Origin of the sequence: Desulforamulus aeronauticus DSM 10349 (genome assembly GCF_900142375.1) — a bacterium.
Taxonomy (GTDB): Bacteria; Bacillota; Desulfotomaculia; order Desulfotomaculales; family Desulfotomaculaceae; genus Desulfotomaculum; species Desulfotomaculum aeronauticum.
Map to the genome: position 1 here is coordinate 34,315 of NZ_FRAR01000016.1, position 24,014 is coordinate 58,328.

Here is a 24,014-nt window from a genome sequence, read left to right on the forward strand (position 1 = left end):
GGGGTGCTTTTATATGAATCCGGGTCAAGTAAGTATAATTGGATGCGGTAATATTTTATTTGGTGATGATGGCTTTGGACCCGGAGTAATAGAACATTTGCAAAAAAAAGCCCAGCTTCCTGAGGGTGTTGAGGTAATTGATGCAGGAACTGGTGCTGGGGAACTACTTCTGGACGCTCTTTTGGGGGAGAGCAAGCTAGAAAAGATTATATTGGTTGATGCCATGGACTGGGGATTAGTTCCCGGTACAGTTAGGGAAATTGAATTCGATAAAATTCCTCAAAACAAAAGAGGGGATTTTTCTATTCATCAATTTCTTGACCTTAATATTTTAAATGAGTTAAAGCTCAGAAAAGGCATTGATGTACGTATTTTAGGCTGTCAGGTACAATCGATACCCGAGGAAATCGAGCCGGGGTTGTCGCCAGCTGTTGAGTCTGCCATTGAACCAACGATCCGATTAATCTTTCAAATACTGGCTGTGGTATAGCTATTTGTTTCACAATAGTAAAAACCATGTTGACCAACAGAAAAATACCCTAAATACGTGTAATTGGGGTTTAAGGAGGGTAAAAAGATATGGAATTAGGACATGGACCTGCTCAGAAAAAGACATTCTTAATCTCGGTTGCATTATTTGCTTTGTTTTTTTTAATTACTGCCTTTTTTTCTGGGGGTATCTTGGGAGAAACAATCCATTGGACACAGCAATACTCTCCCGTTCTAAATAGTTCTAACGTATCTGCTTTAGTTGCAGCACTTCCCTTAATTGTAATGTTTACCTGTCTAACTGGTTTTAGAAGATCGTCTGTTTTTTCCTGCAGTATGGGGTTAATTGTTGCGCTGATTTTATCAGTAGCCGTCTGGGATATGCCAATAGGGTTAGCATCCAATGCAACCTTGTTTGGTTTTATGTTGGCAGCTTGTCCCATCTTATGGACGTTAACCTGTGCTGTTTGGGTCTATAATCTTCTTGTAGAAAGTGGAGAATTTGAGGTTATTAAGAAGTCCTTAGGTTATGTGAGCAACGACCGCCGGATACAAGTATTATTGCTTATATTTGGTTTTGGTACCCTGCTTGAAGGTATTGCAGCTTTTGGGGCACCAATTGCCGTAACCTCAGCCATGATGGTTGGTATAGGATTTCCACCGATGACAGCGGCAGTATTATGCTTATTATCAGACACCACTCCCTGTGCTTTCGGAACTCAAGGAACCCCGCTGGTTGTACTACAGGCAGTTACCGGAATTGACATAAATCACTTATCTACCATGATTGGCAGACAGACACCTATAACAACAGCCATTTTTGCCTCAGTATTGATTTGTTTCTTTGCCGGCTGGAAAGGATATAAAAAAATATGGTGGATACCTCTTGCAGCAGGCTGTGCATACGGATTGACAGCGTTTATAGTATCAAACACTGTTGGCCCGTATGTTGTTGATATCTCCGGTGCTCTTGCCGCAATAGGTGTCACCATACTAATAACTAAGTTTTGGCATCCTAAAAAAATCTGGCTATTACCAACGGATGATCCAAATACTCCCGCTAAATATGAGGGAGAAAGAATTCCTCCTTTAAGAATACTGAAGGCTTGGTCACCTTACTTTTTAATGATAGCATTTATATCTGCAGTAAATGCTTCCTCTACAATTAAAACCGTGGGGGCAAAACTCAGTACCGTAACCATTCACTGGCCCAATTTACACCTAATGATTTCAAAAGTGCCGCCAGCGACACTTAAAGTAGAGGAATACACTGCTATTTGGACATCGCCTTTGCTAACCATTGGAGGCACTTTGGTGTTCTTTGTGGGAGTCATTACAATTTTTGTGACAGGAGTTGGTGTTGCAAGGGCAGCCAAGTGTTTTAAATCAACCCTCAAGCAATTAACAATGGCATATGCAACAATTTTGTGCATCCTTGGTATTGCTCAGTTAATGAACTATTCCGCAATGACTTATACCATGGGAATGGCCTTTGCTCAAACTGGTTTTTGGCTTCCTATGAGTGTAGCTATATTAGGTCTATTGGGTGTTTTCTTAACTGGTACGGACGCGGCTTCCAATGCTTTATTTGGTCAAATGGTTTGTGTTGCCGCAGAACAATCAGGTCACAGTGGATTACTTGCCGCCAGTACCCTTAGCTCCGGAGGTGTTATGGGTAAATCATGTGCACCTCAAGACTTAGCGATTGTTACCGCATCAGTAAACCTGCCCGGTGCTGAAGGAGAGATCATTCGCAGGGTTGTGTGGGTGTCTGTAATATTCACAGTACTTATTGGGACAATTTCAATGTTACAAGCTCATGTCTTTACCTGGATGGTACCAGTAATATCAGAAACAATTCATCAAGTTGAGAGAGCTACCTCACCGGTTGTACTTTGGGGTATACCAATAATTGTTGGGCTGATTACCTTAATTAGTGTAGTCAAAATGGTTAAACAGTGGACAGAAGAAGAGTGTTTCTGTCCCTCCGGTGATGGGGATAAATCTATGATAGATCTAAAAAAATCCGAAAGTTCTGGTTCAGGCCAAGTAATGTAATAGTATAGAATCCCTGTAAATATCTAACCCCCCGGAAAATTTCCGGGGGTCTATTTACCCTAACAGGTAGTCTGGTTTCTCTTACGGTGTTAGGATGAGAGAAACCAGACTGGGAACTACTTTTGAACACTCTTTTGGGGGAGAGCGTTCAAGCATTTTCATTATATCTAATAATACAAGCAAAATCAATGCCAACAGGTTGGTAGAGGTATTCCTCACACACGGGCGGGGGCATGAAACTTGCAATACTAAAAATATAATAAGCATGAGAATGATAAACAATTTAGAAACATAGTTTCTAAAAAATTTTGCTATATTATGTTGAAACATGTGGAAAAAATAAACCGAAAATTATATAATTTGCCAACTAAATTTTTAAAGGAGGTGAGCCTATGGATGCATATTTTTCAAGGGTTATGGGAATGGGGAGATATCCCGATAAAACGATTAAGGAAGTCTTTTGTAGCAATCGACCCTATTTTGATCAAATTTTGTACAAAAATGTAAGATTTCGTCATGAATACGCTAGAGAATTTAGAGAATGGATTGAACAACTCCCGGTAAAAGAGCCTGCTTTTCTAGAAATGGAAAGAATAAAGGTAAGTATTGAACTCCTTGGGGATAAGAAGGTAAGAGAATTGTTTAGTAAACTAGTTGAAGTAATTAATTTCGAAAACCCTAATTTAAAACTGAATAAAGACTTGGATTATACAGTAACATTACCGCAAAACTTCACTGTAGATATTCCAAGTAGGCAACAGCAGCAAATAAATAATTTTTGGAAGAGATTAGCCATTCCGGAAATAAATGAAAGTGAATCGTAGAAAGGGTGGAATGTACATGGAATCTGTTCAAAAAGAGTCTTCCAAAGCAACACAGAGGGAATATATCGTTAACTGGATGAAGGAAGTTATGGCAGAGAAAAAAGATATCTCAGAAAAAAAGGCTTTTCTTGCAAAATTAAAAACTATTTGTGATTATCATGGCATTTCACTGGAAGAATTCGAAGCGTAGTTCAGCTGTTTTTATGATCAAAATCCCCATCCGATACAAAATAGATTCGCCTGATCAGTTTTTGTATCTATGCAGTTAGTCATTTTTAAGACAGTGATCTCTTTTTGTATCACTAATACTGAATTGCCTGGGGAACCGATACAAAAAAGATTCATTTTATCGCTTAAATGTAGTAAGAACAGATAATTTTTATAGTGCATACCCAGGATATTTTTAATTAGCATCGACGGTACCTTGTTTTAAGACTGCACTACCTTTAGGGTATATTACCTCAAGAACTCTGTAGGAGGGTTATTATGGGAACTGTGGATAGGAGAATGGAGCTAAAAGTTGAGGGTGTGGTGCAGGGGGTTGGTTTTCGGCCTTTTATCTATCGATTGGCAAAGACCTACCACTTAAACGGGACGGTCCGTAATGATGGGGCGGGAGTAATCATAGATATTGAGGGTAAAAAAGAAAATACCAATCATTTTTTAAACAATATTTTAACAGAAGCACCTGCATTGGCTAATATCAGCAATATTCAGCATAAAGAATTAAAACCCTTGGGCTACTCGGATTTTGTAATAGTTAAAAGTCGAGGGCAAACTGAAGGAAAGGTTATGGTACCACCTGATATAGCAACCTGCAGTGAATGCAAGGCTGACTTGGTTAATCCAACGGATCACCATTATAGATATCCCTTTACGAACTGTACAAATTGCGGGCCTCGCTTTACCATCGTGCAAGAATTACCCTATGACCGGAATAAAACATCCATGCAGACATTTATCATGTGTGAGGCGTGTGAAAAAGAATATAATGACCAACTGGACAGACGTTTTCATGCACAACCTGTAGCATGTCCCAATTGTGGCCCCATGGTACAAATCATTGATAGAAAGGGAAAAAAACGAAAAGGCGATTGGTTAAATTTGTGCCAAAAATTACTATTAGAAGGAAAGATACTAGCGATAAAAAGTTTAGGAGGCTTTCATCTAGCCTGTGACGCAAAAAATAAGAGAGCCATCAGGCGATTAAGAAGATTAAAAAATAGGCCCCATAAACCCCTTGCTATTATGTGCCGTGATGTTGATATTGTTAGGGAATATTGCCATGTAAGCGAATATCAGTTAGATTTGCTCAAATCTCCGGCTGCACCAATAGTAGTATTAGAAAGAAGGCATGATTGTGATTTACCAAGGGAACTTTCTCCAGGTCAAAATAGTTTGGGTGTCATGCTGCCGTATACCCCACTCCATATATTAATCATGGAGAGTGGACCTTCGGTTTTGGTTATGACCAGTGGTAATAACAGTAATATGCCGATATGCATTACCAATCAGGATGCATTTAGGCAGTTAGGTCAGATAGCAGACTATTTTGTTGTGCATGACCGACCAATTGAAAATCGTTGTGATGACTCAGTAGTAACAACGATTTCTGAAAGACCGTTTTTTTACCGAAGGTCGAGGGGGTACGTACCTAATTCTATTCCGGTCCCTGTGGATCAAAATACTAACATATCAATAGTAGGGGTTGGTGGCGATCTTAAAAATACTTTTTGCCTATTAAAAGGAGGTTTAGCGTATCTAAGTCCCCACATAGGCGACTTAAATACGATTGAAGGAGAAGGAGCTTATTTAGAGAGTTTAGCTAGATTTAAGTCCTTGATTCATATTGAACCGGAAGTTGTAGTAGTTGATCTACACCCCTCATATCAATCCTCTGCCTTAGTGGAAAATAGTAAGGCGTTGCACAAGGTAGCAGTACAACATCATCATGCCCACATGGCTTCATGTATGGCTGAAAATGCTATCAATGAACCAGTTATTGGAGCAATATTGGACGGGACAGGCTATGGTTTGGATGGCAATTTATGGGGTTTTGAAATTCTTCAGGGGGATTATGTCAATTGTGCTAGAAAGGTACATTTAGACTATGTACCATTACACGGAGGGGATAGCTCTGTAAGGAACCCATGGAAAGTTGCTGTTTCATACTTACTAAAATACGGTGGAAAGGACGGTGAGGAATTAGTAACCAAATTATTCCAGGGTAAAGAACAACCCGTAGAAATTATTAAAAAACTAATCAAAACCAACCAGAATATAACTTTAGCCTCCAGTTGTGGCAGACTTTTTGATGCCGTTTCTGCAATTCTTGGTATCTGTCAAACTGCTAGTTATGAAGGGCAGGCGGCAATAGAACTAGGTGAGCTGGTACCTTGGTTAGCTAGTGATACTGAGGTGGAGAGCTTTGCAAGGTCTACATCACCATATCCCTTTTTAATAAAAAATGGAGTCATTGACCCAGAGCTAATGATAAAAGGGTTTATAAAAGATATAAAAAGGGGTGCTCAAAATAAGATAGGTAAGAAGTTTCACGATACTGTGGTAGCTATGGTGGTAGATTCTGTTCAATTAGTTGGTGAAGAAACTAACTTGCGTAAGGTAGTTCTTAGCGGTGGATGCTGGCAAAATCGATATCTTTTAATGCTTACCAAAAAAATGCTCCGGGATAGAGGTTTTGAAGTTTATTATCATAAGTTGGTCCCTACCAATGATGGGGGTCTGTCCTTGGGACAGGTAATGGTTGGGTATTGGAGGTGCAAAAATGTGCTTGGGTGTTCCGGTACAAGTAATGCATATCAATAAACAGGATAGGGCCGTAGTGAACATTAATAATATTGAGGTCGTTGTTAATACGGCTCTGGTACCAGATGTTAGTGTTGGTGATTTTTTAATGATCCATGCAGGCTTTGCTATTGAAAAGGTATCGCTGGAAGCAGCCGAGGAAAGCATCGCCGTATGGCGGGAGTTTATAAAACATGTTTGACCTTAGACAAATGAGCAACCCCCTATTGTTAAAGGAAATGGTAAAAAAAACAATAGACCTCGGTGAAAAGGTATTAGACAAAACTAAAAAACGTCCTGTGTTTATGGAAGTTTGCGGAACACATACGGTTGCCTTCTCACGGAGTGGTGTAAGGGGTTTACTAGAAGGTATTGTTGACTTGAGAAGTGGTCCTGGCTGTCCGGTTTGTGTGACCTCCCAACAGGATATTGATAGGGTTCTCGAAATATCTCGCATTAAGGGTGTTACGCTGGCCACATTTGGAGATATGCTACGTGTTCCCGGAAGTAGTTCTTCATTAGAAAAAGAACGTGCAATGGGTGCGGACATTCGAATCATTTATTCACCTCTCGAGGCCATTAAAATGGCAGCAGAAAATCCCAAAAGAGAAATTGTCTTATTAGGGGTTGGTTTTGAAACAACAGCCCCGGCTATAGCTGTTACTTTGCAAGAAGCCAGACGAAAAAAAGTAGATAATATTTCCGTTTACAGTTTGCATAAGACAATGCCTAATGCTTTAATAAGTCTTCTTGAGGGCAAGGAATTTGCTATTGATGCTCTCCTTCTTCCAGGTCACGTTGCAGCGATAACCGGTTATCGAAGCTTTGATTTTATAGCCAGTAAATACAAGATACCCGCTGTTGTAGCAGGTTTTGAAGTCTTTGATATTATTTCTGCAATATCCTCTTTACTGAACATGCTTCTAAAAGGAGAATCAAGAATTGAGAATTTATATAGCAGAATTGTTACTGAAACCGGCAATATAACGGCGCAAAAAATGGTGAATGAAGTTTTTGAGCAAGGAGATGCAATCTGGAGGGGGCTTGGTGAAATTGCTGGGAGTGGTCTGCTGTTAAAATCTTTGTACCGTGAATTTGAAACACTGGTTAGGTTTCCTATTAAGATTACAGAAGCAAGTCCTTACGCCTCGGCATGTCGTTGTGGAGATCTACTAATGGGCAAAATTAGGCCTTTCCAATGCAACTTGTTTAGAAAAATCTGTACCCCCAATAATCCGCTCGGGCCTTGTATGGTATCGGCTGAAGGTGCATGCTCTGTTTATTATCGGTACGATGTTTCTGACGGGGAGAGTGGTTATGATGAAAGATGACGGCCTAAAAGGAAAAAGAATTTTATTATCGCATGGAGATGGCGGAGCGTTAACCAGAAAATTAATAGAAGAAATTTTTTATAAAAAATTTTATAACGATATTCTTATCAAAGATCAAGATGCTGCTCTCCTGCCAGCCTGCGATAGACCCATTGCTATGACAACCGATTCATTTATCGTTAAACCTATTTTCTTTCCCGGCGGGGATATTGGTAAATTAGCGGTTTGTGGGACTGTCAATGATTTAGCGGTAAGTGGTGCAGAGGCAAAGTTTATTACCACAGCCTTCATCATTGAAGAAGGGTTTAAAATGGAAGATTTGGCACAAATAGTAGATTCAATGTGGCAAACTGCTAGAGAATGTGGTTTAACCATAGTTTCCGGAGATACCAAGGTGGTAGAAAAGGGCAGTATAGATGGCATCTTTATCAACACCACCGGTATAGGGGTATTACCTGCAGGGGTTAACTTAGGTTTTCAGCAAATTAAACCAGGAGATAAAATTATAATAAGTGGAAATATTGGTGAGCACGGGGTAGCAGTTATGGCTAGCAGAGAAGGGTTTAGTATTAATCTTAGCAGCGACTGTGCACCCCTTAATAGAATAACCCAGAGTATTCTTAAGAATAGTCAGGGAGTTAAGTTTATGAGGGATCCAACCAGGGGCGGTGTAGCATCCACTCTTAAGGAAATAGCGATCTCCTCTCACAATGTAGACTTTTGTATTAATGAAGAAAACCTCCCTATAAGTCAGGAAGTTAATACAGTGTGTCAATTATTGGGTTATGATCCGCTTTATTTAGCAAATGAGGGGAAGATTCTAGCCTTCGTTGCACCTGAAGAGTGTGAAAAAATAATAAGTTTAATGAAAGAGCTTCCTTACGGCGAGAATACTTGCTGTATAGGGGAAGTACAAGAAGGCAAGGGTGATGTTTTACTAAAAACAATTATTGGCGGCACTAGAAAACTAAATTTATTATCAGGTATAAGTTTACCCAGAATTTGTTAGTTTGGTAAGTCTACTCAGGGCAAATAGGTGGGTGAGATTATTATGATAAGTAATGAAATGTGGGATTTATTGCATGAAGGGATAATTATCGTTAATACTCAGGGAATTGTTTTAAAGTTAAATTCAACTGCTGAAAAGTTGTTTAATACTAGTTCAAGTAAAGCTGTTGGTAAAAAGATTGGCTCAATCGTTCCGGGTTCCCCTTTGACAGAGGTATTAGCGAAGGGGAAAGACATTGCTAATTGGTCTGAACGTAGAGGGGGAAAGCATTTAACTTCAAAGCATATCTCCTTAGTGGATCAGGGTAAAATTGTTGGCGCAATGAGTATGTATTTAGATGTATCAGAATTGGAGAAAACAAAAAATAAACTTAAGGATTCGTCACAGAAGGAAAGAGAGCTAGATACAATTTTAGAGCATTCTCATGATGGCATTTGGATCATGGATGGGAAAGGTATTACCTTGAGGGTAAGTAAGTCATGGGAAGATTTTTCTGGTATAAAAAGAGAAGATTTAATTGGTAAATCAGTTTATGAAATAGTAGCTCAGGGTATTTATTCAGATTCAGCTGCCATTCATGTAATACGACAAAGAAAACCAGTCACTATTGTTTATACTACCAAGACAGGAAGAAAAGCACTGGTCTCGGCTGTACCTATTTTTGATGGGGCAAATATATGGCGAATTGTCTCTAATGTGAGGGATATAACTGAATTATCCAAATATCGTACAGAGCTGGAAGGAAATAATTCAGTAAAAAACCAAGAGCTTAGCAAGGCAAAGAAAACGAATACCAAAGAAGTTATTACAAAGAGCCGATCAATGGAAGGGGTTTTTAAACTTGCATTACAGACAGCAAACTCAGACGCGACAGTATTAATTCTTGGCGAGTCAGGTGTGGGTAAGGATGTTCTGGCAAGATTTATCCATAGAAACAGTGGTCGCAGCAAGGGACCTTTTATAAATGTTAATTGTGGTGCAATACCCGAAAATCTTATGGAATCAGAATTATTTGGTTATGAAGAAGGCTCTTTTACAGGTGCCAAAAAGAATGGTAAGCCGGGCATGTTTGAATTAGCTGAAAACGGAACTCTTTTTTTGGATGAGATAGGAGAAATCCCCATTCAAATGCAGGCTAAGTTACTTCATGTATTGCAAAATCATTCTATCATGCGTGTTGGAGGAATGAAGCAAATTAATATTAATGTAAGGATACTGGCAGCAACAAATCAGGATTTGAAAATAATGATTGAGCAAGGTAAGTTCAGGAAAGACCTTTACTATAGATTAAATGTTATACCACTCGCTATTCCTTCTTTAAGGGAAAGATCCGAAGATATTGCACCGTTAATCATGCATTTTTTGGCGGTGAATAATGAAAAATACAACCTAACTAAAAAGATAAGTTCCTCTGCTCTGGATTATCTTTTGAGATATAATTGGCCCGGGAATGTTAGAGAATTAGAAAATCTTATTGAACGATTGGTTTTAACATGCTCAGAAAACGTGATAGATAAAGACCATCTGCCTAGTTTTATTCAGAAGAAGAATTTGTTTAAAAAGATGCAAGATAAAGGGTTAACTAGTTTAAAAGAGGCAAAAGAGGAATTAGAAAAGGAAATGGTCGCCTGGGCATTGGAAAATTTTAAAAGCACTAGAAAGGCTGCTTCGTTTCTTGGTGTAGCACAGCCAACGATTGTCCGGATGTCCCATAAATATAATTTAAAATAAGAAATTCCTAGACCACGGTTTTAACAAGGAAGGGAGGAGGGAATGGGTAAGTGCACGAAGTAGCAATTATTGAGGAATTAATAGCAACTGTAAATGAAGAATGCCAAAAAAATAAAATTGACAAAGTGAATGTTATAAAGCTTGGGGTTGGTAGGCTTTCTGGCATTGTGCCGCATGCATTAGAGTTTGGATTTACTGCTATCAAAAATGGACCATTGCTGGAGCATTGCAATCTGATAATTTCCGAGATAAAGCCGGTATATTCCTGTAATGACTGTAAATTTTCTTTTAGTACAAATGAATTATGTTATACCTGTCAGAACTGTGAGAGTCGAAATGTAAGATTGGTGGAGGGTGAAGATTTAATACTTGAATGTATAGAAGGGAAAGGGGCGTAACTAATGGTTAATGTTATCTATTCAAATAAAATCATTAAGGCCAATGGGGATATCGCAGCAGAAAATAAGAGGTTTTTAGAAGAAAAGGGTGTTGTATTATTAAATTTAGTCAGTGCTCCTGGTGCTGGAAAAACAACTCTTTTGGAAAAGACTTTACCACTTCTAGTTGATAAATTTAAAGTAGCTGTCATCGAAGGAGACATCTATACAACACAAGACGCTGAAAGGATTGCCCAAGCTGGGGCTGAGGTTGTGCAAATTAATACTGAAGGCGCCTGTCATCTTGATGCAGTTATGATTAGAGAGGCTATTAAACAACTAACGGTGGAAGAGTTGGACTTAATTATTGTCGAAAATATAGGGAATCTCGTTTGTCCAGCTGAATTTGATCTTGGTGGAGATGTAAAGGTAGTGGTGGGAAGTGTAACGGAAGGTATGGACAAGCCAACCAAATATCCGTTAGCCTTTAAAGAAGCAGCGATTGCAGTTATTACAAAAACTGACTTATTACCGTATGTTGAGTTCAATTTAGGTGCGTATATTGATACCTTATTTAAGCTTAACCCGAACATTAAGATATTCCCAGTTTCGTCTACAAAGGAGGAAGGGATTGAGGAATGGTGTCAGTTAATTGGTAGATTAATCTGGAAAAAAAGAAGAAGTATGAATGTACTGTAGATTGAAGCGGGTAAATTGTCTAGCGTTGCCCGTACCGGGTAGAAATGGCAGTTAAGTGTAGGTATTTCACGCAGTATTTTGTCGGATTATTCCGATAAAATACTGCGTGTTCATAATGAATGTCGATTTACACAGGTACGACAGCACCATATAAGGTTGGGTAGATGTTAATAACTTACTTATTCGGAAATACTATAATATGGTGTTGAAGTAAATAAATGGAGGTAGCTGTAATGAAACAGCAGCTGCAGAATGAGTATAGTGCTGATCAAATCCAGGTACTTGAAGGACTTGAAGCTGTAAGAAAACGACCAAGTATGTATATTGGGAGCACGAGTATCCAGGGACTGCATCACTTAGTATATGAAGTAGTAGATAATAGTATTGACGAGTCCTTAGCTGGATATTGTGACCGGATTGAAGTAATTATTCATAAGGATAACAAAATTACCGTTATTGACAACGGGCGTGGTATTCCAGTAGATATACAACCCCAAGTAGGTAGACCGGCAGTAGAAGTTGTTCTAACGATGCTGCATGCTGGTGGTAAATTTGGCGGCGGCGGCTATAAGGTATCCGGTGGTCTCCACGGGGTAGGTGTTTCTGTAGTAAATGCCTTAGCAGAAGAACTGGTAGTAGAAGTTAGACGAGATGGTAAAATTTTTCGCCAAGAGTTTTCTCGTGGTCTAGCGACATCAAAGCTTACGATAATAGGCTCAAGTAAAAGTACAGGTACGAAAGTTACCTTCAAACCAGATGCTGAGATTTTTGAGGAGCTAACCTTTAGCTTAGAGATACTGTCTCAAAGATTAAGGGAACTAGCTTATTTAAATAAAGGCTTAAAAATTATATTAAAGGATGAAAGAAAAGAGCCTGTATCAGAATCAGTGTTTCAATTTGAGGGTGGAATTAGTGATTTTGTCCAACATTTAAATAGAAATAAACAAGTCTTACATCCCAAACCAATCTTTGTGCAAAGTGAAAAAGAAAATATTATCGTTGAAGTTGCTTTGCAATATAATGACAGCTATAGTGAAAATATTCTTTCTTTTGCCAATAACATACACACTACAGATGGAGGGACTCATGAAGTTGGCTTAAAAACGGCTTTGACCAGGGTAATTAATGATTATGGACGAGGCCATAATTTATTAAAAAATAACGATTCGAATCTATCAGGAGAAGACATTCGTGAAGGTGCAACGATTGTCGTTAGTGTAAAGGTTCCTGAACCACAGTTTGAAGGTCAGACCAAAGCTAAATTAGGCAACAGTGAAGTTAGGGGCATTGTCGATTCTACTCTTGCAGAAGGCTTATCAACCTACCTGGAAGAGAATCCTGCAGTAGCTAAAAGAATAATTGAAAAGGCCATCACTGCTCTACGGGCGAGGGAAGCCTCCCGTAAAGCACGGGAGCTAACCAGAAGAAAAAGTGCTTTGGAGACCATGGCACTGCCAGGAAAATTAGCTGATTGCTCAGAAAAGGACCCAAGCATCTGCGAGTTATATCTGGTGGAGGGTGACTCGGCAGGTGGCTCAGCCAAACAGGGACGCGACAGGAGTTTTCAAGCAATTTTACCACTTAGGGGTAAAATTATTAATGTTGAAAAAGCAAGAATGGATAGAATCCTGGCCAATGAAGAGATTAGGGCGATGATAACTGCTATGGGGTGTGGTGTTGGGGGAGATTTTGATGTAAATAAAGCTCGTTATCATAAAATTATAATTATGACAGATGCTGATGTTGACGGAGCACACATTCGAACTTTATTAATGACTTTTTTCTTCAGACATATGAAACCCCTTATTGAAGCAGGTTATTTGTACGTTGCTCAGCCTCCTTTATTCAGGATTCGTAAAGGCAAACAGGATATTTATGCTTATAGTGATCAAGAACTGGAATCAGTCTTAAAAAGAATTGGTAATAACAATGTAAATATTCAACGTTACAAAGGTTTAGGCGAAATGAATCCCGATCAATTGTGGGAAACCACCATGGACCCGGACACTAGAACGGTTCTACAAGTAAAGTTACAGGATGTAATTGAGGCAGATGCTATCTTTTCTATGCTCATGGGGGATAGGGTAGAGCCAAGACGTGATTTTATTGAGGAAAATGCACAATATGTACGAAACTTAGATATCTAAATAGGATTGCTTATAGAGTAATCAAATTGCCAAAGGATGAATTCATATTTTTATTACAGGTTGTATTTTCCTATCGCTTAAAGTATGGGGGTTGATGCTGCTATGGGTGGATATTGACTTGTTTTTTGTGATTTCTTTAAAAATTGTTGGCAAGGTAGTTTGTATGTACCCATGATAGTTATTTACTGTGGTTAAGGGGGAACAAAGGATGATAAAACGGCTATTTACCTCTGAGTCAGTTACTGAAGGACACCCGGATAAAATTGCGGATACAATTTCGGACGCAGTTCTTGATACTATACTTCAAAATGATCCCCACGCCCGGGTGGCTTGTGAAACTTTGGTGACAACAGGACTTGTTTTGGTTAGCGGAGAAATTTCCACGAAATGTTATGTAGATATTCCGAAGGTAGTACGGGAAACCATTCGGGAAATTGGTTATACCAGAGCCAAGTATGGCTTTGACTGTGATACTTGTGCAGTCGTTACTTCTATCGATGAGCAATCCAGTGATATTGCTCAGGGTGTTGAACATGCACTGGAAATTCGTGATTGTGTTGACAGTAAAAACGAACCTGAGGCAATTGGTGCCGGGGATCAAGGGATTATGTTTGGATATGCTTCGAATGAAACACCAGACTATATGCCCCTTTCTATTTCCCTAGCTCATCGTCTTGCCAGACGATTGACTGAAATTAGAAAAACCGGTCAGGTATCCTATCTTCGACCTGATGGAAAGACTCAGGTAACCATTGAATTTGATGGGGATAAGCCGAAGAGAGTTGACACCATTGTAATTTCGACCCAGCACAATCCAGAAGTAACTAGGCTTGACATGGAAAGGGACCTGATGGAACTGGTAATTAAGCCAGTGGTTCCACCGGAGTATCTAGATAATCGTACCCGTTTTTTATTTAATCCCTCGGGCCGCTTTGTTATTGGCGGACCTCAAGGTGATACAGGCCTTACGGGACGAAAGAACATTGTAGATACTTATGGTGGCGTGGCACGTAATGGTGGCGGAGCCTTATCGGGAAAGGATCCCACGAAAGTTGACCGGTCTGCCAGTTATGCTGCACGTTATATTGCCAAAAACATTGTGGCAGCAGGTTTAGCGGAAAGATGCGAGATACAATTGTCCTATGCAATCGGTGTAGCCCAGCCGGTTTCAATTATGATTGAAACCTTTGGCACAGGTCGGATCAATGAAGAAAATCTTATCCAACTAGTGAAAAATAACTTCGACTTGCGCCCTGGGGCGATCATCAGGGAGCTGGATTTACGCCGACCTATTTATAAACAAACCGCAGCCTATGGGCATTTTGGCAGAAGTGATCTTAACTTACCCTGGGAGCAAACTGATAAGGTTGAGCTACTCAAGAAGGAGGCAGGATTGTTTTTTTAGCCTAGATAACTGGGTTTTCTAACTTCTTTAGTTCAAATAGGGGACAAAGGCAGCAGCTGCAGTTTTTATCGGCAATCTTGTGTTAAGGTGGACATTGTTTTGTGAAAACAGTATAATAGTAGCAAATCAAAATATGGGGACAATGGAATATTATGGACAATGTTCTTACTACTAGCTTATATCTAGCCTTCAAAAAAGTGCATATACATTTTACCGCCTTAGCTGAAGAAATGGGCCTTGACTCGGCACCGCTTTCGGCTCTTATCAAGTTATGGCAGCAAGATGGATTGACCATCACTGAACTGGGGGAGAAACTTTTTTTAAAAGCCAGTACCATTACTTCTTTGGTAGATCGTATGGAAAGAGATGGCCTAGTCCGCCGGGAAAGGAATCATGAGGATCGACGGGTAGTTCGTATTTATCTAACAGAGAAAGCTAGGGAGTTACAGGGGAAATTTCCTAATTTTGAGCAATACATTGCTGAAAAAACCAAGGATAAATTGTCAAAGGAAGAAACTGAACTGTTAATAACCTTGCTCAATAAAATGGAATCTGCCTTATAAAGAAAGGCTGCTAACCTTCCTGGCTAGCAGCCTTTCTTTTATCGAGAGGGTTTTTTTCCTTAATAAAAAATACCAGTGGGATTGCTACAAAGATAAAAAGTGCAGAGATGAAAAAGGTATCGTCAATGGCAAAAACCAGTGCTTGTTTTTGTAATACGCCCCAGACATAACTAAGTGCTACGCCGGAGGCTGATTCACTACCTACGCTATTTATTAGAGCAACTTGTAGTTGTTTAAGATGTAACGCTACCCCAGGTGCAAAAGAAGAAATTCCATCCGATAGCCGAGCAGTATGAAAAATCTGGCGGTTTTGCATAATCGTAGTCAGAACTGCAATGCCAAAGGAGGCAAAGATTTGTCGAATTACATTGCTAAGGGCCGAGGCTTGTCCTACTAACTGTTTAGCGACCACATTCATACCCGCAGTGGAGATGGGCATCATGGCCAGTCCCATACCAAAGGAACGGATTGACAGGATAATAATTAATTCCATCTTCCCAGTATCGGCAGTAAGATGTTGCATTTCCAGGGTGCCCACGGCCAATATGGTAAGACCAACAAAGCTGATCATTTTGGCACCAAATTTATCAAATAAAACACCGCTAATGGGCATCATTAGGCCAGTTACCAGGGATGCCGGCAAGAGCAGCAAGCCTGTATCGTAGGCGGACATGTTCATGAGATTTTGGGTAAATAACGGTGTTAAAAATACACCGCCGAACAGGCCAATGTTGATTAAGCCACCCACCAGAACACTGATGCTAAAGGTGGAATTTTTTAATAAACGAAGGTCCAATAAGGGTTCTTCACAGGATAGCTCATGCAACACAAAAAGCAGCAGAGCAAAGAAAGAAATGAGAAAAAGCATAACGATATAGTAAGAACTCCAGCCTTCTTTAGAACCCTGGCTAAGGGCCAGCAATAAAGCAAAACACCCTAAAGTGGATAAAAGGAAACCCCAGCTATCAAATTTGGTTTGCTCTTTTACAGGGGTTTCTTTTAATAAAAAGATAGATAAGAAGATACCTAGCAGCCCAACCGGAATATTAATTAAAAAAAGTAATCGCCAATTAAAATGTTCAAGAATATAGCCGCCCAGGGTTGGACCAATGGCTGGCCCCATAATGGCGGCCATGCCCCAGACACCTAGGGCTAGACCAATTTGGTTAAGGGGGACAATGCGGTAGATAATGGCCATGCTAATTGGCATGATAATACCGCCCCCCAGTCCTTGCAATACCCGAAAGACAATCAATGATTGATTGCTCCAGGCAAAGGAACAAAAGACCGAACCCAGGGTAAAAAGCCCTAGGGAGTAGATGAAGACCTTTTTATTGCCAAATCTGTCTCCTAAATACCCGGAGAGGGGAATCACAATGGCGGAGGATAACATATAGCCTGTTAAAACCCACTGCACATCATTGGAGGAAACCCCAAAAATGGCCATTAATTTTGGAATGGCTACGTTAACAGAACTGCTGCTTAAAATGGCTGCAAAGGCACCGGTAACAATGACAAATAAAGGTAGCCAGAATGATTCTGACGGTTCCTGCGGTGTTGTACTCATTAGAAAAGCTCCCTCTGAAAAATAATTAGAATTCAAAATAGGTTATGGTAGAAATTTTACAACAGACAATAACATGTGTCTATAGGTTAGTTAGTATCCATTTGGAGAAAGTTACCCAGTTACATCTTATTTACCAAGGGCGGGAACAAATAACACAGGTTTAAGGCAGGAAATGCGAGAACCATCAGCGAATCATTAGTTGTTTTAGGGGCTATTTGTATAGAAGAGGTGATTATTTTTTGGCTTCCTTTAGAGACACCCGAGCATTGGTTGACGGCGCCTTTATGGCTGGCCTCACAGCGGTGCTGGGTCTGTTAGGGATGTTTATCCCTCCATTTTTATTCGTGAGCAGTGTGCTTTTGCCTATCCCCCTGGCGGTATTGGTGAGACGTCGGGACTTAAAAGTAGCAATTCTATCCCTGATCGTAACCATTTTTTTAATGGCAATACTCTACCCGGACCCCCTACAGGTTCTCATCATGTTTATTCAGTTTGGGCCATTGGGGCTGGTTCTAGGGCTTTTATATAAAAATTACGTCTCGGCGGGACATGCAATGGTTGCCGCATATATTGTTTCGGCCTTAGCAGCCCTTGCGGTGATCACCTTGACTATATTGGTAACCGGGATTAATTTTGAGATGCTGCAAGCTTCCCTAACGGAAGGTATGAACAAGGTGTTTGCTATGTATCAAGAGGCCGGTGTTCCGGTACCAGCGGATCAGCAGCAACTCTTTCTCAATAGTATAAAGTCAACCATGCTAGTGTTGCCGACAATTTATGTTATTTTTGCCCTTTTTGCCACCACCCTCACCTATATTGTTGGAGCTAAGGTTTTGCGGCGGTTAAATTATCAAGTCAATGCGTTACCTCCCTTTAGTAAGTGGAGATTGCCCTGGTATGCCATTTGGGGAATGATTCTTGGCTTACTGTTTCTCTTGGCGGGTAACCAGTTTCAATTCAATACCATTAAGATTATCGGGCAAAATGTACTGACCCTGTTTGCTTTCATTTTCTTTATCATGGGGCTGTCTGTGGTGGTACATTTTTATAAACAATTAAAATTATCCAAACCCTTTAAGATGGTGCTGCTTTTATTACTGATTATTTATATCAGCTTTATGTATATGGCGGTTGTTCTCTTGGGACTGCTGGATACCATCTTTAATTTACGCCGACCCATTGTTAAAAAAGAAAAGGAAAATTAAGATAGCTTAAGGAGAGGATACCATGCAAGTTGTATTGTTAAAGGATGTTTCTAAATTAGGTGCTAAGGGAGATATCGTCAATGTTACCGAGGGCTATGCCAGAAACTTTTTATATCCGAGAAATTTGGCATCACCAGCTTCTGAAGGGAAATTAAAAGAGATTTCCAATCAGCGACAAGCCCAGGCTGATAAAAAACAAAAACAAGAGGCAGAAGCCAAGGAACTGGCTGCCAAGATTAGCAATTTGACAGTGGTATTAAACGCTAAGGTAGGAGAGGGTGGCCGACTTTTTGGTGCCATCAGTAACAAAGACGTTGCCGACGGCCTAAAGAAACAGCATGGCTACGACATAGACAAGAAAAAGATTGTACTGAAGGAGCCTATTAAGAATCTGGGCACCCATAAAATTACCATTAAAATTCATCCCGTGGCCCAGGCTGAGATTAGTGTTCAAGTGACGGCTGTCGAATAACTCAGGGAATCGGGATAGGACAAGGCGCTTGAAAGGAGCAACAGACATGAACGATTTCCTCGAAGGATTCCAGAACGAGATAGTAGAACAGGATACCAATCAATTTGCCGCTAGCAGTGATCAGCTTAAGCGGCAGGTTACCGCCATGTATGGCCTGTTGAGCAATATTTATGGGTCGGATAAGCTGGTGCTTAGGGCTGGAAAATTGGAAGCCTTATCATTGATTCGTTCCGAAATTATTGAGGAAAGGGTACTGGCTTTACAAAAGCTGGTATTTGAAGATCCAACTTACGAAACATTGCCTTCCCTTGAAGAGATCCCGGCTATTTTAGAAACACTGCAAGATGAACTTGCCGATACTGTCGCCCGACGTACCGTGGAAGAAGAGTTAGAAAAGAAGATCGGCGAAAAAATGAACCAACGGCACGAAGACTATATTAAAGAAATAAAAATGCAAATCATCAAGGATAACAGCGGACCAGAAAATGCGCAAACCCTTAAGAAATTTGCCATTTTGGAAAAGCTGGATTCCAAGAAACTAGCCTCCTCGGCTATGCAAATATTGCGGCCGGAGAGTTTTGCTGAGGTCATTGGGCAGGAAAGGGCGGTAAAAGCCTTGCTGGCCAAACTGGCTTCACCCTTTCCCCAACATATTATTCTCTACGGCCCGCCTGGAGTAGGCAAAACAACTGCAGCTCGCTTGGCGTTGGAAGTGGCCAAGGGCATTAAAGGGGCACCCTTTGCCAAGGATGCTTCCTTTGTGGAAGTGGATGGCACGACTCTTCGTTGGGACCCCAGGGAAGTGACGAACCCGTTACTGGGCTCGGTACATGATCCTATTTATCAAGGGGCTCGCCGGGACCTAGCTGAGACCGGCATACCGGAACCCAAGCTGGGTCTGGTAACCGACGCCCACGGCGGCATTTTGTTTATCGATGAAATAGGGGAATTAGATCCGGCGCTGCAAAATAAGCTCTTAAAGGTATTGGAAGATAAACGGGTCTTTTTTGATTCCGCATATTACGACCCCAGTGATAACAACGTGCCCAAGTATATCAAGAAGATTTTTGATGAGGGTGCGCCGGCAGATTTTGTCTTAATTGGTGCCACCACTCGGGAACCGGAGGATATTAACCCGGCGGTGCGTTCCCGCTGTGCCGAGGTATTCTTTGAACCTCTCACTCCGACAGCCATCCAGGACATTATCCGGCAGGCCGCCAGGAAATTAAAAGTTAGCTTGGACGAGCAAATTCCAGAAATTATTTCTGAATATACCATTGAGGGTAGAAAGGCCATCAATATTCTATCTGATGCCTACGGTTTAGCTTATTTCCGTCAGCACCAGGAGGACCATAATACCATCCACATTACCGTTCAGGATGTTTATGAGGTTGTTCAGATTAGCCGGTTAACCCCCTATGTGCTAACGAAAGCTTCCGATGAGTATGAAGTAGGGAAAATTTTTGGCTTGGGTGTATCGGGTTACCTGGGTTCTGTACTGGAGATTGAAGCGGTGGCCTTTACCGCCCGCAGCCAAGGACAGGGTAATATTCGCTTTAATGATACCGCCGGCACGATGGCTAAAGACTCGGTATTTAATGCTGCTTCGGTTATTCGAAAACTCACCGGTCAAGATATCGGTAACTATGATATTCATGTAAACGTAGTGGGTGGTGGCAGAATTGATGGTCCTTCCGCCGGTGTGGCCATTATGCTGGCCATGTTTAGTGCCATACAAGATCAACCCCTGCCGCAAAACATTGCGGTGACCGGTGAGGTTTCCATTCAGGGCAAAGTAAAGGCTGTGGGTGGCATCTTCGAGAAGATTTATGGAGCCAAGCAAGCGGGAATCCAGAAGGTATTCATACCAAAGGAAAATATTCAGGATGTTCCTGTGGATCTAAAGGGTATAGAGGTTGTTCCTGTGCAGAGAGTAGAGGAGATTTTACAGCATATTTTACCAGATATTTTAACTAGTCAGTCCATTGCATAGTTAAACTATTTACCAGTCTTTGTGGTGATTCATTATAAAATAGTAAATAAATCCCCAAAAAGGTGATTCAATGTTAGATCGTGTACCACCCCAGAATATAGAAGCGGAGCAATCGGTGCTGGGGGCCATGCTGTTGGAGCGAGAAGCTATCTTCCGGGTGATGGAATTCCTGAAACCGGAGGATTTTTATCGGGACAGCCACCGCATTATTTTTCAGGCCATAGTGGAACTGGCGGAAGCCGGCCGGGCCGTGGATTTAATCACGGTATCCGATCTGCTCCGGGACAGGGGTGACCTGGAGAAAGTGGGTGGCATCACCTATATTGCCACCCTGGCTAACCTAGTACCTACGGCAGCCAATGCAGAATACTATGCCCGTATTGTGGAGGAAAAGTCCCTTACCCGGTCGGTTATCTCGGTAACCACGCGGATTTCCTCTCGGGGCTACGAGGGTGTGGAAAACCCGGAGGAGTTGTTGGATGAGGCCGAACGTTCTATCCTGGAATTAGGACAGCGGCGTAGTACCAATTCCTTTACTCCCATTAAAGAAATTCTGGTCCAAACCTTTGATGATATAGAACATATCTATAACAATCGCGGCAAAATTACCGGGGTACCCACGGGGTTTATTGAGTTAGATCGTATCACCAATGGATTTCAAAAGGGAGATATGATTATTCTTGCCGCCCGCCCTAGTATGGGAAAAACAGCCTTTGCTATTTTGATTGGGCAATATGCGGCGGTGAAGCACCAAGTACCGGTGGCTATTTTCAGCTTGGAAATGTCCAAGGAACAATTGGTACAGCGTATGTTGTGTTCCGAAGCGATGGTGGATGCCCATAAAGTACGAACCGGCAATATTTCAGATGAAGACTGGTCCAAACTTCACCAGGCAGCCCGCTTTCTTTCTCGGGCACCCATTTATCTGGATGATACCGGAGCTGCTACGGTACGGGAAATTAGATCTAAAGTACGGCGATTAAAGTCGGAACAAGGATTGGGACTAATCGTCATTGACTACCTGCAGTTAATGTCCGGCGGTAAACGCATTGAAAACCGCCAACAGGAAATTGCCGATATTTCCAGAAAGCTGAAGGGACTGGCTAAAGAATTAGGGGTACCGGTGGTGGCGCTCTCCCAGTTAAGTCGTGCCGTAGAAAGCCGCACTGATAAACATCCCATGATGTCGGATCTACGGGAAAGCGGCAGTATTGAGCAGGATGCTGACTTGATCATGTTTATCTATCGTGATGAGTACTATAACCCCGAATCGGAAAAGAAGGGCATCGCCGAAATCATCATAGCCAAGCAGCGTAACGGGGCAGTGGGAACCGTTCAATTAGGCTTTTTTAAAGATTTTGTCAAATTTGTGAATTTAGCCCCTCGGGAGTAAAAAGACGCATGTGCAAACAAGAACAAGCCAATGCGATCTCTCGGGGCTTTTTTTATTTGTGAATCATGGTTGACAATAGACTAAAAACTGGATAATATATTTCTGTTGTGGAATTAGTATGTGATAGAAATGGATATTATCTAAGGAACAAGAAGTTCTTTAAGGCCCAAATAGACTACTTTTTCGCGGCTCTGTTTGGGTTATTTTTGTTCCCTTGGGAAGAATAGCAATATAATTGATCAATATTAAATGTGATAATTAGTGAATAAAATCTCTAAAATGAAAAGTAAACCTTAAGGAAGATTTAGGAGGTGCACGTATGTCTACAGTTGTTATTATAGGTGCCCAATGGGGTGATGAGGGCAAGGGAAAGGTAACGGATTTTTTAGCCGAAAAGGCCGAACTAATCGTACGTTACCAGGGCGGCAACAATGCTGGCCATACCGTGGTGGTAGATGATCAAGAATTTAAACTACACCTAATCCCCTCTGGCATTTTATATCCAGATAAACTTTGTGTGATTGGCAATGGTGTTGTCATTGATCCTAAGGTGTTAAAAACAGAATTAGATTCTTTAAAGGATCGTGGTGTACCCATCGGTAAGCTGTGTGTGAGCCAAAGAGCCCACGTTATTATGCCTTATCATCGCCAATTAGACGCAGTGGAAGAAGAGCAAAAGGGCGATGCTAAAATTGGCACTACCAAGCGGGGCATTGGTCCTACTTATACTGATAAAACTTCCCGTGTGGGTATTCGCATTGTAGATCTTATTGATAAAGAAGAATTCCCTAAAATGCTAAAGCAGAACATTGATTGCAAGAATGAGCTTTTTACTAAGATTTACAATGTAGAGGGTTTTTCTTTTGAAGAAGTCTTGTCAGAGTATCAAGGCTATGCAGAAATGTTAGAGCCCATGACCGAAGATGTTTCCCTGCTGGTTCATAATGCTATTAAGGAAGGCAAAAATGTCCTTTTTGAAGGGGCCCAGGGAACCTTACTGGATCTCGACCATGGCACGTATCCCTATGTAACCTCTTCCCATCCCACCGCTGCCGCTGCTTGTCTCGGTTCCGGTGTTGGACCAACCAAAATAGATCGGGCACTGGGCATTGTTAAGGCCTACACCACCCGGGTAGGCGAAGGCCCTTTCCCCACAGAATTACATGACCAACTGGGGGAAGAAATTAGAAAGAACGGTAATGAATATGGCACCACCACTGGACGTCCCCGTCGCTGTGGTTGGTTTGATGCGGTGATTGTACGTTATGCTGCCCGTGTGAGTGGACTGGATAGCCTAGCCATTACCAAACTGGATGTTCTTACGGGTTTACCGGTAATCAAGCTTTGCTCTGGTTATCGTTATAAAGGAGAGGTTATCAAAGAGTTCCCTGCTTCCTTAAAAGAATTGGCCAAGTGCGAGCCTGTATACGAGGAATTCCCTGGTTGGCAGGAGGATATTTCCCAGGTTACCAAATATGAAGATCTGCCGGAAAATGCTAAACGCTACCTGGAACGCATTGTGGAATTAACCGAGGTTAAAATTGCTATCATTGGTGTTGGTGTCAAACGCACCCAAACCATTATCATCGAAGATCTTTTTGCCTAAAACCATGCGGGGTCACTACGACCCCGCATTTTTATCAATTATTTTTGTTTAAAAACTAATGAAGTTTTTTAGGACAAACTTGTTGACACGGGATTTACGATAAGGTATTATATCACTTGTGAGGTTTTCACGGCGATTTAAAACAAAATATGATCCATTAGCTCAGTTGGTAGAGCACCTGACTTTTAATCAGGGTGTCCCGCGTTCGAGTCGCGGATGGATCACCAACAAAAACTTTAACTGGCCCCTTGGTCAAGTGGTCTAAGACACCGCCCTTTCACGGCGGTAACACGGGTTCGAATCCCGTAGGGGTCACCAGTTATTGTTTTTTTATTTTTAA

20 protein-coding genes and 2 tRNA genes are annotated in these 24,014 nt (G+C 41.2%); 21 read left to right on the forward strand and 1 reads right to left on the reverse strand.

Annotated elements, in window-relative coordinates; genetic code table 11:
• Positions 1-13 precede the first annotated feature (13 nt).
• The 14 genes from BUA78_RS10700 to BUA78_RS10760 all read left to right on the forward strand — a co-directional run bounded on the left by BUA78_RS10700 (position 14) and on the right by BUA78_RS10760 (position 15,438).
• On the forward strand, positions 14-490 hold the full coding sequence (locus BUA78_RS10700) for a hydrogenase maturation protease (RefSeq protein ID WP_072914249.1): 477 nt from the start codon (positions 14-16) through the stop codon (positions 488-490).
• 89 nt (positions 491-579) lie between these two features.
• Complete coding sequence (locus tag BUA78_RS10705; protein ID WP_072914251.1) at positions 580-2,547, forward strand: L-lactate permease; 1,968 nt, start codon at positions 580-582, stop codon at positions 2,545-2,547.
• 392 nt (positions 2,548-2,939) lie between these two features.
• Positions 2,940-3,371, forward strand: coding sequence for a hypothetical protein (locus BUA78_RS10710; protein WP_072914253.1), 432 nt, complete (start codon positions 2,940-2,942; stop codon positions 3,369-3,371).
• A 16-nt stretch (positions 3,372-3,387) separates the two neighbouring features.
• On the forward strand, positions 3,388-3,561 hold the full coding sequence (locus BUA78_RS20240; protein ID WP_175549007.1) for a hypothetical protein: 174 nt from the start codon (positions 3,388-3,390) through the stop codon (positions 3,559-3,561).
• 296 nt (positions 3,562-3,857) lie between these two features.
• Positions 3,858-6,197 (forward strand): carbamoyltransferase HypF, encoded by a 2,340-nt coding sequence (hypF, locus tag BUA78_RS10715; protein ID WP_072914255.1) that lies wholly within the window; start codon positions 3,858-3,860, stop codon positions 6,195-6,197.
• Positions 6,157-6,378 carry a HypC/HybG/HupF family hydrogenase formation chaperone gene (locus BUA78_RS10720; RefSeq protein ID WP_072914258.1) on the forward strand — a complete coding sequence of 74 codons (222 nt, stop codon included), beginning with the start codon at positions 6,157-6,159 and terminating at the stop codon, positions 6,376-6,378. Before hypF ends, BUA78_RS10720 begins: the two co-directional genes overlap by 41 nt.
• 25 nt (positions 6,379-6,403) lie before the next feature.
• Entirely contained in the window at positions 6,404-7,507 is a 1,104-nt protein-coding gene (gene hypD, locus BUA78_RS10725) for a hydrogenase formation protein HypD (RefSeq protein WP_238456792.1), read from the forward strand.
• Positions 7,494-8,516 carry a hydrogenase expression/formation protein HypE gene (hypE, locus tag BUA78_RS10730; protein ID WP_238456793.1) on the forward strand — a complete coding sequence of 341 codons (1,023 nt, stop codon included), beginning with the start codon at positions 7,494-7,496 and terminating at the stop codon, positions 8,514-8,516. Before hypD ends, hypE begins: the two co-directional genes overlap by 14 nt.
• A 42-nt stretch (positions 8,517-8,558) precedes the next feature.
• The gene (locus BUA78_RS10735) at positions 8,559-10,247 is read left to right on the forward strand and encodes a sigma 54-interacting transcriptional regulator (RefSeq protein ID WP_072914264.1); all 1,689 of its coding nucleotides are present in this window, start codon (positions 8,559-8,561) and stop codon (positions 10,245-10,247) included.
• Positions 10,248-10,297: 50 nt separating this feature from the next.
• Positions 10,298-10,645, forward strand: coding sequence for a hydrogenase maturation nickel metallochaperone HypA/HybF (locus BUA78_RS10740; RefSeq protein WP_072914266.1), 348 nt, complete (start codon positions 10,298-10,300; stop codon positions 10,643-10,645).
• A gap of 3 nt (positions 10,646-10,648) precedes the next feature.
• Positions 10,649-11,323, forward strand: a complete 675-nt coding sequence (gene hypB, locus BUA78_RS10745; protein ID WP_072914268.1) for a hydrogenase nickel incorporation protein HypB — start codon at positions 10,649-10,651, stop codon at positions 11,321-11,323.
• Positions 11,324-11,556: 233 nt separating this feature from the next.
• Positions 11,557-13,470 (forward strand): DNA topoisomerase (ATP-hydrolyzing) subunit B, encoded by a 1,914-nt coding sequence (gyrB, locus tag BUA78_RS10750; protein WP_072914270.1) that lies wholly within the window; start codon positions 11,557-11,559, stop codon positions 13,468-13,470.
• Between the two features lie 208 nt (positions 13,471-13,678).
• Positions 13,679-14,875, forward strand: a complete 1,197-nt coding sequence (metK, locus tag BUA78_RS10755) for a methionine adenosyltransferase (RefSeq protein WP_072914272.1) — start codon at positions 13,679-13,681, stop codon at positions 14,873-14,875.
• Positions 14,876-15,027: 152 nt separating this feature from the next.
• Positions 15,028-15,438, forward strand: a complete 411-nt coding sequence (locus BUA78_RS10760) for a MarR family winged helix-turn-helix transcriptional regulator (protein ID WP_072914274.1) — start codon at positions 15,028-15,030, stop codon at positions 15,436-15,438.
• A 10-nt stretch (positions 15,439-15,448) separates the two neighbouring features.
• Here BUA78_RS10760 and BUA78_RS10765 read toward each other — a convergent pair whose 3' ends face one another.
• Positions 15,449-17,005, reverse strand: coding sequence for a DHA2 family efflux MFS transporter permease subunit (locus BUA78_RS10765; RefSeq protein WP_072914277.1), 1,557 nt, complete (start codon positions 17,003-17,005; stop codon positions 15,449-15,451).
• Positions 17,006-17,244: 239 nt separating this feature from the next.
• Between BUA78_RS10765 and BUA78_RS10770 the strand changes: the two genes are divergently transcribed.
• From BUA78_RS10770 to BUA78_RS10800, 7 genes are all read left to right on the forward strand, one after another.
• Positions 17,245-18,210 (forward strand): YybS family protein, encoded by a 966-nt coding sequence (locus BUA78_RS10770; protein WP_072914279.1) that lies wholly within the window; start codon positions 17,245-17,247, stop codon positions 18,208-18,210.
• A 22-nt stretch (positions 18,211-18,232) separates the two neighbouring features.
• Positions 18,233-18,682, forward strand: coding sequence for a 50S ribosomal protein L9 (rplI, locus tag BUA78_RS10775; protein ID WP_072914282.1), 450 nt, complete (start codon positions 18,233-18,235; stop codon positions 18,680-18,682).
• A 46-nt stretch (positions 18,683-18,728) separates the two neighbouring features.
• Positions 18,729-20,675 carry a Lon family ATP-dependent protease gene (gene lonC / locus BUA78_RS10780; RefSeq protein ID WP_072914283.1) on the forward strand — a complete coding sequence of 649 codons (1,947 nt, stop codon included), beginning with the start codon at positions 18,729-18,731 and terminating at the stop codon, positions 20,673-20,675.
• A gap of 70 nt (positions 20,676-20,745) precedes the next feature.
• On the forward strand, positions 20,746-22,068 hold the full coding sequence (dnaB, locus tag BUA78_RS10785; protein ID WP_072914286.1) for a replicative DNA helicase: 1,323 nt from the start codon (positions 20,746-20,748) through the stop codon (positions 22,066-22,068).
• 319 nt (positions 22,069-22,387) lie between these two features.
• Positions 22,388-23,674: an adenylosuccinate synthase gene (locus BUA78_RS10790; protein ID WP_072914288.1), complete on the forward strand. Its 1,287-nt coding sequence runs from the start codon at positions 22,388-22,390 to the stop codon at positions 23,672-23,674.
• Between the two features lie 151 nt (positions 23,675-23,825).
• Positions 23,826-23,901: transfer RNA gene (locus BUA78_RS10795), tRNA-Lys, on the forward strand.
• Between the two features lie 15 nt (positions 23,902-23,916).
• Positions 23,917-23,992, forward strand: a tRNA-Glu gene (locus tag BUA78_RS10800).
• Positions 23,993-24,014 lie beyond the last annotated feature (22 nt).